2 protein-coding genes are annotated in these 12244 nt (G+C 61.5%); both read left to right on the plus strand.

Going from position 1 to position 12244, the window contains the following annotated elements; all coding sequences use genetic code 11:
- Positions 1–3231: non-ribosomal peptide synthetase (locus tag B9A19_RS21265; protein WP_084093158.1), on the plus strand; the 3231-nt coding region annotated here is incomplete at its 5' end.
- A gap of 2 nt (positions 3232–3233) precedes the next feature.
- Positions 3234–12244, plus strand: a 9011-nt coding sequence (locus B9A19_RS21270) for a non-ribosomal peptide synthetase (protein ID WP_139799042.1), incomplete at its 3' end; no start/stop codon positions are given.

A 12244-nucleotide genomic window follows, 5' to 3' on the forward strand; every position in this document is an offset into this window, starting at 1 on the left:
ATGCTGCCGCTGATCGATTTGCCGCAAAGCGCAATCGATGCGATAGCGGCTAGCGTGCCCGGCGGCATGAGCAATATTCAGGATATCTATCCGCTGACGCCGCTGCAGGAAGGCATGCGGTTTCACCACATGCTGAAAGAACGTGGCGACGCCTATCTGCTGAAAGTGCAGTTTGATTTTGCACAACAGACGCAGTTGGAACGCTTCCTTGCCGCCTTGCAGCAAGTGATCGACCGGCACGACGTTTTCCGCACCGCCTTGCATTGGCAGGGGCTGGATGCACCTGTTCAAGTGGTGCTGCGCCATGCCGTACTCCCGGTATTGCACCTCACGGCCAGTGAAATCGGTGGCGATGCCATGGGCTACCTGAACCGCCACTATGATCCACAGCACTACCGGCTTGCGCTGACGCAGGCCCCATTGATGCAAGCTATCGTGGCTGAAGATGCAACCACAGGCCGCTGGGTACTGCATTTGTTGCAGCATCATGCAATCAGCGATCACACCACGCTGGAGCGCATGTTTGCCGAGATGGAGGCCATGCAGTCTGGCAAGTCCGCGCAATTGCCTGCGCCACAGTCATTCCGCAATTTTGTTGCACTTGCCCGGGCGAACGCCGATCAAGCAGCCCAGCAACGCTTTTTCAGCGACATGCTGGCCGATATCGACGCGCCGACAGCGCCTTACGGTATTTCCGAAATCCACGGAGATGGGGCAGACACCACTGAACACCGCTGCGAATTGACCGGCAAACTGGCACAGCGCATCCACGATGCGGCCCGCACGGCACAAGTGAGTACCGCCAGCTTCATGCATCTGGCTTGGGCACTGGTGCTGGCACGGCTAAGCGGGCGTGATGACGTCGTTTTCGGTACGGTGTTGTTCGGCCGCCTGCAAGGCGGCAAGGCAGCTGAGCAGGTCATGGGGCTGTGCATCAATACCTTGCCGCTGCGTGTCTCGCTGGGCCAGCTTGGCGTTGCCGAGAGTCTGCAGCAAGCGCATCAAACACTGAGCGGTTTGCTGCGCCATGAACACGCCTCGCTGGTTGAGGCACAGCAATGCAGTGCGATTGCCACAGGCGCCCCGCTGTTTTCATCGTTGCTCAACTACCGCTACAGCCAGCGCGTCGATGCCCTGTTTGCATCGCCAGTCTGGCAAGGCATGCAGGTGCTGCATTTCGACGAACGCACCAACTATCCGCTTACCCTCGCTATCGACGATCTGGGCGATACATTCAGCCTGACCGTACGCGGTACTGCTGATGCCCATCCGGCGGCGGTCATCAATCAGATGTGCGCAGCAGTAGAGGGCTTGCTTGAGGCGTTGACACAGCAACCGGCGCAGCCATTGGCATATGTGAATGCGTTGTCCCGGCAGGAACATGCGCAGCTTCGCGTATTGGCCGGTGATGACACAACTGCGGTAGCAACACAGACGCTGGCACAGTTGTTCGAGGCCCAAGTCCGGCTTACGCCGGAACGGATTGCCGTAAAATGCGGTGCTGCAAGTCTAAGCTATTGCCAGCTCAACGAGCGCGCAAACCGGCTGGCGCATGCGCTGCGCCAGCTGGGTGTGCGGGCCGATGTACTGGTTGGTCTCTGCGTCGAGCGCTCGATCGATACACTGGTGGGGCTGCTGGCCATTCTCAAGGCTGGTGGCGCCTACGTGCCTCTGGACCCGAGCTACCCCCGCGAGCGCCTTGCCTACCTGCTTGCTGATGCCCAGCCAGCCGTGCTTTTGAGCCAGCAACACCTTGCCGGCACTTTGCCGCCCTTGGCTGCGCCCCTCTGCATGATCGACGACATGGCCGCGCTTGCAGCATGGCCGGCAGAAAACCCGCAAACGCTCAACTCGCCTGATGATCTGGCCTACGTGATTTATACCTCGGGTTCAACCGGCCAACCCAAGGGCGTAGCTATTGCCCAGCATGCAGTGATCTACCTCTGGCAGGCGTTGCAGCAAACAGCACTACAGGCATTGCCGCCGGCTTCTGCAGTGACGCTGAACGCTTCGTTGTCATTCGATGCCTCGGTGCAAGGCTGGGTGCAATTGCTGTCCGGGCATTGCGTGGTCATCGTGCCGGAAAATATCCGCGCTGACGGCGCAGCAATGCGGCAATTTCTTGCGCAGCAAGAGATTACCCTGTTCGACTGCACGCCAGTGCAACTTGAGTACCTGCTGCAAGCCGCGGTACCCGCAGATAACGCGCATTTCCCGCATACAGTACTGGTGGGCGGGGATGCCATCAGCCCTGCCCTGTGGCAGCAACTGGCCGAGCGGCAACAAACTGCGTTCTACAACGTCTACGGCCCGACCGAATGCACGGTAGATAGCACCATTGCGCGCATCGCGCCACAAAGCCGCCCGAATATCGGCCGCCCGTTGCCGGGTTGCAGCGCCTGGGTGCTTGATCAGCACGGCCAACCGGTGCCGGCGGGCGTGGTCGGCGAGTTGTATCTGGGCGGTGCGGGCCTTGCACGGGGCTATCACCGCCAGGACGCGCTGACTGCTACGCGTTTTGCCAATTGCCCGGCCATTGGCGCCAAGCGGTTGTACCGTAGCGGCGATCTGGTGCGCTGGAATGATGCAGGCCAGCTCGAGTATTTCGGTCGCAACGATCAGCAAATCAAGCTGCGCGGCTACCGCATCGAGCCGGGTGAGATCGAATCCGCGCTGCGCACGCTCCCCGCAGTTGGCGATGCCGTGGTACTGGCGCGTGCGGATGACAGCGGCGAATCGCATCTGGTGGCCTACTTGCTCGCACGGGATGGGCAATCAATCCCCGAGCCTGCAGTCTTGCGTGGTGCACTGCGGCTGCAGTTGCCCGCGCACATGATGCCGGCGTACTTCATGGTGCTGGAGGCGTTTCCGCTCACGCCCAATCACAAGATCGACCGCAAGGCGCTGCCGCTGCCCAACCGCAGCGACCAGGCCGCCGCCAACCACGTTGCGCCGCGCAATGACATCGAAGCCACGCTGGCAGCCATCTGGGCAGAGGTACTCAAGCTGCCGCAAGTCGGCATTCACGACAACTTCTTTGCACTGGGTGGCCACTCGCTCTCGGCTACCCAGGTCACCGTGAAAATCCGCGAACGATTGCAGGCCGAAGTCCCGCTGCGCGTGCTGTTCGAGGGGGCCGACATTGCCGAACTGGCCGGGCGCATTGCCGCGCAGCAAACCGCATCGCAGGTGACTAGGCCTGCCACCGTGTACGAGCAAGAGGAAATTTGAATATGCAGGCTCTACTGGACACCTTGCAGCGTTTGCAGATTCAGTTGTCGCTGGATGGTGACAAACTGCTGCTCAATGCCCCGCAAGGCGTGGTGACTGATGAGATTCGCGCGGCGCTGCGCGAGCGCAAGCCAGCCCTGATCGAGCACCTGCGCCAGCAAGCCCATGCAGCATCGACTTACCCTCCGCTCTCTCACGCCCAGCAACGCCTCTGGTTTCTGGACCGGTTCGAGCCCGCCAGCGCCACTTTCAATACCGCGCTGGGATTGCGCCTGCAGGGGCATCTGGACACTGCAGCACTGCAAGCAGCCATTAACGACACCGTTGCCCGACACGCTGCGCTGCGCACAACCTTTGCCCTGCACGATGAAGTGCCCTATCAGCACATTGCCGAACAACTGCAGCTGGAGCTTGCCGTCGTCGAATTGGGCGAAACGGCCGAAAACGAGCGCGATGAGCACGCCCTGGTGCTGGCACGCATCGAGACAGAAATTCCGTTCGATCTGCAAACCGGCCCGCTGCTGCGCGCTACCGTGTATCGCATTGCGGCAGATAACCATTTGCTGCTGCTGGTGTTGCACCACATCGTGACCGATGGTTGGTCCAGCTCCGTGCTTGTGAACGAGCTGGCAGAGCACTACCGCGCCCGGCTTGCAGGTGACCACGCCATGCTGCCGCAGCTTGCGATGCAGTACGCCGATTTTGCACGCTGGCAACGCCAATGGCTAGCCAGCGGCGTGCTGCGGCAACAACTGGATTACTGGCGCAATCAGCTGGCCGATGTGCCGGTATTGCTGTCGCTGCCCACCGATCATCCCCGCCCGGTCCAGCAAAGCTTTCGCGGTACGCGTTTGCCATTCGCCATTTCGGCCGAGACCAGCGCAGCCCTGCACCAGCTGGGCCGGCAATCACACGCCACCTTGTTCATGGTGCTGCATGCGCTGTTCAGCATCTTGCTGTCACGTCATGCTGGCCAGCACGATATCTGCATTGGCACGCCGGTTGCCGGCCGTCAGCGTAGCGAACTGGAACCGCTGATCGGCCTGTTCGTGAATCTGCTGGTGTTGCGCACGCAGGTTGATGACGACGAACCCTTCGCTGTGCTGCTGCAACGGGTACGTCAGACCACTTTTGATGCCTACGAGCATCAGGATGTTCCGTTCGATCAACTGATCGACGAGCTGAAACCGGAGCGCCATACCAGCCATGCACCTTTGTTTCAGGCCATGCTGGTGCTGCAAAGCACGCCGGCGCCCACACCGGCATTGCCCGGCCTGACACTCGACTACGCTGATCTGGTCTGGCATACGGCCAAGTACGATCTGACGCTGGATGTACAGGAAGTGGCAGGTGAACTGCGCTGTGCGTTTGAATACAACACTGACCTGTTCGAGCGCAGCACTGTTACCCGCCTGGCAGGACACTTCCAGCAGCTGGTCAGCGCCGTCGTTGCCGAACCGGCTACCCGTGTTGGTGATCTGCAGTGGTTGACTGCGGCAGAAATCAGCCAATTGCTTGATGACTGGACAGCCCCCGCAATCGACCTGCCTGCACAAGGACTGATTCATCAGTTGCTGGAAGCGCAAGCTGCCCGCACACCGGATGCACTGGCAGCCGTGTGTGGCGAACTGCAACTCAGCTACGACACACTGAACATGCGGGCCAACCGACTGGCCCACTATCTGCGCCAGCAAGGCGTCGGACCGGATCGTCCGGTGGGGGTATGCACACACCGTTCGCTGGACATGCTGGTTGCACTGCTTGCCATCCTGAAAGCCGGCGGGGCCTATGTGCCGCTTGACCCGGCTTATCCGCCCGAGCGCCTCGCGCTGATGCTGGATGATGCCAAACCGGCGCTGCTGCTGACCGAGCACGCCCTGCTGGGCCGTTTTGACAGCACGCAAGCCAGCCTGTGCCTGGATAAATGCGATGCATTGCTGGCCGGCCAACCTGCAAACAATCCGCCCGATTTCACGCTGCCTGCTCATTTGGCCTACATCATTTATACCTCGGGTTCCACCGGCCGGCCCAAGGGCGTAGCGATACAGCATGGCAATGCGGCTGCATTCATTGCATGGGCATGCAGCGTGTTTGATCGTGCCAGCCTCGATCGCGTGCTGGCTGCAACGTCGATGTGCTTTGACTTGTCGATATTCGAGATGTTTGTACCGCTCGCAGTGGGCGGCTCGGTCTGGATCGCGCGCGACGTGCTGGACGTGGTGGCAGACCCTGCCGCATTCCCCGTCACGCTGATCAACACAGTGCCGTCAGCCATTGCCGCGCTGCATCGCAGCCGGGCGATTCCGCCATCGGTACGCGTGATCAATCTCGCCGGGGAAGCACTGCCCAACGCCTTGGTGCAGGCGCTCTATCGAGATTGCAATCTGGATGGCATCTACAACCTGTACGGGCCGACCGAAGATACCACCTACTCGACCTTCACCCGCGTGCCCAAGGGCGGTCGCACGGTCACCATAGGCCGGCCGATTGCCGGCAGCCGCGCCTACGTGCTTGACGCCAGTCTGCGCCCGGTTGCCATCGGTGTAGCGGGTGAACTCTACCTGGCTGGCGCCGGGCTGGCGCGGGGCTATCTGCACCGCCCGGACCTCACTGCCGAGCGCTTCTTGCCCGATCCATTCAGCCACAGTGGCGAGCGCATGTACCGCACTGGCGATCTGGTGCGCTATCTGGCCGATGGCGAGATCGAATATCTGGGGCGTATCGACCATCAGGTCAAGGTGCGCGGTTTCCGTGTCGAACTGGGGGAAATCGAAGCTGCATTCGCCGCCTTGCCCGCCGTGTGCGATGTGGTGGTGCTGGCCCGCGAGGATGTGCCCGGCGAGCACGAGCTTTCGGCTTATCTGGTCATGCAGGCGGGTGCAGATACCGCAGCCTTGCGCAAACAACTGGCCAGCCGGCTGCCCGACTACATGCTGCCAGCGCATATCATTGCACTGGAACGATTGCCGCTAACCCCCAATGGCAAGGTAGACCGCAAGGCTTTGCCGGCCCCACAGCGCACTCGCGAGGCTGCCGGCTTCATCGCGCCACGCAACGAACGCGAATCCAGATTGGCCGACATCTGGGCCGGTGTGCTCAAGCTTGATCGCATCGGCGTTGAAGATAACTTTTTCGAGGCTGGCGGCAACTCCTTGCTGGCGGTGACGCTGGTAGAGCGCATGCGCAGTGCCGACTTTGCGGTCGATATTCGCGGCCTGTTTACCACGCCAACGATCGCAGCCGTTGCCGCACAAGGTGGCGTGCACGCAATCCAGATTCCTTCCAATCTGATTCCGCCTGTCTGCGGTGCGATTACGCCGGATATGCTGCCTCTGGTGCAATTGACGCAGAAAGACATTGCGCTGATCTGCAACACAGTGCCCGGCGGCGGTGCCAATGTGCAGGATATTTATCCACTGGCGCCATTGCAGGAAGGCATTCTGTTCCAGCACTTGCTGCATGAACGTGGCGATACATATCTGCTCAAGCAGCAGCTGACATTCGATACACGGACAACGCTGGACCGCTTCGTGGCGGCCTTGCAAGCCGTCATCGACCGGCACGACACTTTCCGCACTGCCATAGTCTGGGAAGGCTTGAGCGAACCGGTGCAGGTGGTCTTGCGCGCAGCGAATCTGCCGATTGCCGAGGTAACGCTGGCGGCACTGGGCAATGAATACAACCCGTGCAGCTTCCGCCTCGAGTTGAACCGGGCACCGCTGATGCATGCATGCATTGCACAGAGTGCAGACGGTAGCTGGGTATTGCAGCTGCTGCATCATCACCTGATCAGCGATCACACCACGCTGGAGCAGTTGTTCGACGAAGTGCGCATCATCATGGCCGGCAATGGCTTGCAACTGCCCTTGCCGCTGCCATTCCGCAATTTCATTGCCCAGACCCGGTTGGGGGCAAGCACCAACTCGCACGACACATTCTTCCAGCGCATGCTGGCGGATGTCGAAACGCCTACTGCTCCGTATGGTGTGGAGGGCATCCATGGTAGCGGCACCGATGTGATTGCTGCCCATGTGGAGTTGCCTGCCGCCATCGCGCAGCAAGTGCGTACCGTCGCCCAAACGCATAAAACCAGCACGGCAACGCTGATGCATCTGGCATGGGGCCTGGTGCTGGCCAGGCTCACCGGCCAGACAAGCGTGGTATTCGGCACCATTTTATTCGGCCGCTTGCAAGGTGGGGCTGGCGCCGACCGGGTCATGGGCCTGTGCATCAACACCTTGCCCATCCGGCTTGATCTTGCTGGCACGGTACGCACCGCCCTGCAGCGCGCACAAACATTGCTGACCGAATTGTTGCAACACGAGCAGGCATCGCTCGTGCAGGCACAGCGCCAAAGCGGCCTACCAGCCGGCGCGCCGCTGTTTTCATCATTGCTGAACTACCGCTACAGCACCCGCGTGGATACTGCCTTGCAATTGCCCGAGGGCATGCAGGTTTTGCGTGGAGAAGAACGCACCAGCTATCCGCTGACTGTCTCTGTCGATGATCTTGCCGATGGTTTTGCACTCAGCGTGTTGGGGGTCGCCTCGGTCCACCCACGGCAGGTTTGCGATTATTTTGCTGCGGCCGTCGCTCAGCTGAGCCAGGCGCTGGCAAATGCGCCCGATGCCGCACTCGCCAGCCTGGATATCCTGCCTGCGGCAGAGCGCCAGCAACTGCTGTACGGCTGGAATCAAACCGAACGCGCTTGCCCTCCCGCCACGCTGGCCAGCCTGTTTGCTGAGCAAGCCAATCGGCACCCCTATCTGCCTGCTGCACGGCAGCATGGACACGTGCTCAGCTACGCCGAGCTTGAGCAGCGTGCCAATCAGCTCGCCCACGCTTTGCGGGCACGCGGTGTTGGCCCCGAAGTACTGGTCGGTTTGTGCGCGGAGCGCTCGTTTGCAGCCCTCATCGGCCTGCTGGGCATCGTCAAGGCCGGCGGCGCTTATCTGCCACTTGATCCTGCGCTGCCGCCACAGCGTCTGGCCCACCAACTGGCCGATGCAGCGCCTGCGCTGGTATTGACCCATGGAGATGCGTGGTCGGCCCTGAACCTGGCCGATATTCCAACACTGGCACTGGATGCAGCAGAGCTGGCCAGCCAGCCGCTCACTGCGCCTGAAGCGCAGGGCTCGCCAGACCAGCTGGCCTATGTGATGTACACCTCGGGTTCGACCGGTGTGCCCAAAGGGGTTGCGGTTACTCAGCGCAACATCCTGCGTCTGGTATGCAACAACCCGTATTTCTCGCTGCAGCCGGGTGACAAAGTGCTGCATCTGGCGCCAATCACCTTTGATGCCGCCACGTTCGAGCTATGGGCACCGTTGCTGCACGGCGGCACGATTTGCCTGCCGGCAGCCGGCAAGCCCACGCTGGACGAACTGGGCGATTTCATTGCCGACGAAGGCATCGACCTGTTGTGGCTGACATCTGCACTGTTCAACCAGATGGTCGACCACGCATTGCCACAACTGTTGCAGGCTGGTCATGTGTTCGCCGGTGGCGAGGCACTGTCTGTTCCGCATGTACGTGCCTTTGTCACGGCAGGTGGCCGTTTGAGCAATGGCTATGGCCCGACCGAAAGCACCACCTTTACCTGCACCGAAGTAGTCGATGCCGGCGTAGCTACACGCATCCCCATCGGCCGGCCGATTGCCAATACCCGGGTGTATCTGCTGGATGCAAACCTGCAACCGGTCCCGGTCGGGGTGGCCGGTGAGCTGTATATCGCCGGCATCGGGCTGGCGCGCGGTTATCTCAACCGGCCAGACCTGAGTGCCGAACGCTTCCTGCCGGATCCGTATGGCCCGGCAGGCAGCCGCATGTATCGTTCTGGCGATCTGGCGCGCTGGTTGCCGGATGGGCGCATTGACTATCTGGGCCGCAGTGATCAGCAGGTCAAGCTGCGTGGTTTCCGCATCGAGCTGGGCGAGATTGAAGCCACCTTGCTGCAACAGCCGGCGATTCGCGATGCGGTCGTAGTGGCCCGCCAGGAAGACGAGGACACCCGGCTGGTGGCTTATCTGGTGGCGCAGCCGGAACAGGCCATGCCGGATGGCGATGCCTTGCGGAGCATCCTGTTGCGCAGCCTGCCGGACTATATGGTGCCGGCGTATTTCATCGAACTGGAACAACTGCCGTTGACCCCCAATGGCAAGGTAGATCGGCAGGCCTTGCCGGCGCCGCAGCGGCAGGTCGACGAAGCGCGCTATGTGGCGCCACGCACTGCAACTGAAGCGCGGCTGGCCGCGATCTGGGCCGGGGTGCTCAAGCTGGATCGGGTGGGGGTGCACGACAACTTCTTTGCGCTGGGCGGGCATTCGCTGCTCGCCACACAACTATGCTCGCAATTGCGCCGCCAGTTTGCGCAAGATGTGCCGCTGCGACTGGTGTTCGATCATCCAACGGTAGCCGGTCTGGCGGCTGTGCTGCAGGCCACAGCGCCGTCAGCGGCAGAAGACGTAATACGGCCGGTCTCGCGCCAGCAAGCCCTGCCCTTGTCGTTTGCCCAGCAACGCTTGTGGTTCCTCGATCAGCTGGAGCCACACAGCGCGGCCTACAATATTCCGGCAGCCCTGCGCTTGCGTGGTGCTCTTGATCTGCCGGCATTGCAACAGGCGCTGACCGCCATCGTGCAGCGGCACGAGGTATTGCGCACCCGCTTTGCCCGTCAGGATGCGGAGTCGCAGCAGATCATTGACGATGCTGCTACATGCCCCATTGCGGTAGTGGACTTGAGCCTGAGCAGCGGCATCAGCCAAGACGACGCAGTCATCGAGGCGCTGCGCGCTGGCGCGCTGCAGCCCTTTGACCTTGCCAAGGGTTCGTTGCTGCGGGCACAGCTGATCCGGCTTGCCGAGCACGAGCACCTGCTCGCGCTTACGCTGCATCATATCGTTGCCGATGGCTGGTCCATGGGCGTGCTGCTGCATGAGCTGGTACAGGGCTACCGGGCAGCCCGTTTGGGCCAGCACAGCCAGCTACCGCAGCTCCCCATCCAGTATGCCGATTTTGCCCACTGGCAACGACAGTGGCTCAGTGGTGACGTGCTTGATCGCCAGCGCAGCTACTGGCAGCAGCAACTGACCGGCATTCCGGCGCTGCTGGCACTGCCAACCGATCGCCCACGCCCGGCAGTGCAGACCACAGCCGGCGCCAGCCATCTGCAGCACATCTCCGCACCCGTGCGCAACAGCCTGAGTGGCCTGGCTGGCCAATACGGCGCAACGCCATTCATGTTGCTCACCGCAGCTTTTCAGTGGCTGCTGGCTCGTTACAGCGGTCAGCGCGACATCTGCATCGGCACGCCAATTGCCAACCGTAACCGGGCCGAGCTGGAAAACCTGATCGGGTTCTTCGTCAATACGCTGGTATTGCGCGCCCACATTGATCCGCAACAGCCATTTGATGAATTGCTAGGCCAAGTGCGTGCCAGCACCCTGGCGGCCTACGCTCATCAGGATCTGCCATTCGAGCAATTGGTCGAGGCGCTCAACCCCGTACGCGACCCCAGCCATAGCCCCCTGTTCCAGGTCTTGCTGGTGCTGCAGAACCAGCCTATGCAAAGCGCAGACTTGGCCGGCCTCACGCTGACGCCGGTAGAAGTGCCTGTTACTGCGGCCAAGTTTGACCTTACCGTCAACATCCTTGAGCAGCCAGATGGCTGGGCGCTACTGTGGGAGTACAACACAGATCTGTTCGATGGCAGCACCATTGCCCGCATGGCAGGCCACTACGCCACCCTGCTGGACGGCATCGTGGCCCATCCACAGGCGCGCTGCGCCGACCTGCCCTGGTTAACAGCCACTGAACGGCAACAGGTGCTGTTGGACTGGAATGCCACTTCGGTAGCGCACTCGTCTACCTTGGCCATCCACCAGTTGTTCGAACAACAGGCAGATGCCCAACCCGATGCACCCGCCTTGCTGTTGGGCGATGCCGTACTGTCCTACGCCCAACTCGATGCCCGCGCCAATCAACTGGCACACGCGTTGCGATCTGCCGGGGTCGGGCCCGATGTGTGCGTCGGGGTGTGCTTGTCGCGTTCCTTCGAGCTGGTGATTGCGCTGTTGGCCATCCTCAAGGCCGGTGGCGCCTATGTGCCGCTGGATCCAGCCTATCCGCCGCAGCGGCTGGCGCACATGCTGGCCGATGCGTCTCCGCGGCTGGTGTTGGCCGAGCAGGTACATGCCGGTGTGTTGAGTGAATATGCAGGGCCAGTATGGGTTCTGGATCAGACTGAGCAACAAGCTAAATTGACAGAGCTCCCGACTGCACGGCTGAATCTGCCAGTGTGGCCGGAACAGCTGGCCTATGTGATCTATACCTCGGGTTCGACCGGTGTGCCCAAGGGCGTCGGCATTGACCATGCCGGCATCCTCAACCGCCTGCAATGGATGCAGGCGGCGTATCGGCTGACCAATGCTGATCGCGTGATGCAGAAAACACCGTTCAGCTTCGATGTTTCGGTGTGGGAATTTTTCTGGCCGCTGGGTTGGGGCGCACAGCTGGTGCTGGCCAAACCGGGCGGTCACCAGGAACCGGCTTATCTGGCTGAGCTGATCCAGAGCGCCGGCATTACGACGCTGCACTTCGTGCCGCCGATGCTGGAGGTCTTTCTGGCCAGTGCCGATGCGCAAAAATGCGCATCGCTACGCCAAATCGTCTGCAGCGGTCAGGCCCTGCCGTTGCAACTGCAGCAGCGCTGCCACGCCTTGCTGCCACACGTGGCAGTGCACAATCTGTATGGCCCGACCGAGGCCTCGGTCGATGTCACGGCGTGGACCTGCACGACCGAATCAACGCTGAACAGCGTGCCTATCGGCAAGCCGATCGACAATATCCGCATTTATCTGCTCGACGATGCACTGCAACCGGTCCCGGTTGGGGTAGCCGGTGAGCTCTATATCGCCGGCATCGGGCTGGCGCGCGGTTATCTCAACCGGCCTGACCTGAGTGCCGAACGCTTCCTGCCGGATCCGTATGGGCCGGCTGGCAGCCGCATGTATCG

Origin of the sequence: Andreprevotia lacus DSM 23236 (assembly GCF_900176275.1) — a bacterium.
In the GTDB taxonomy this organism is placed as follows: domain Bacteria; phylum Pseudomonadota; class Gammaproteobacteria; order Burkholderiales; family Chitinibacteraceae; genus Andreprevotia; species Andreprevotia lacus.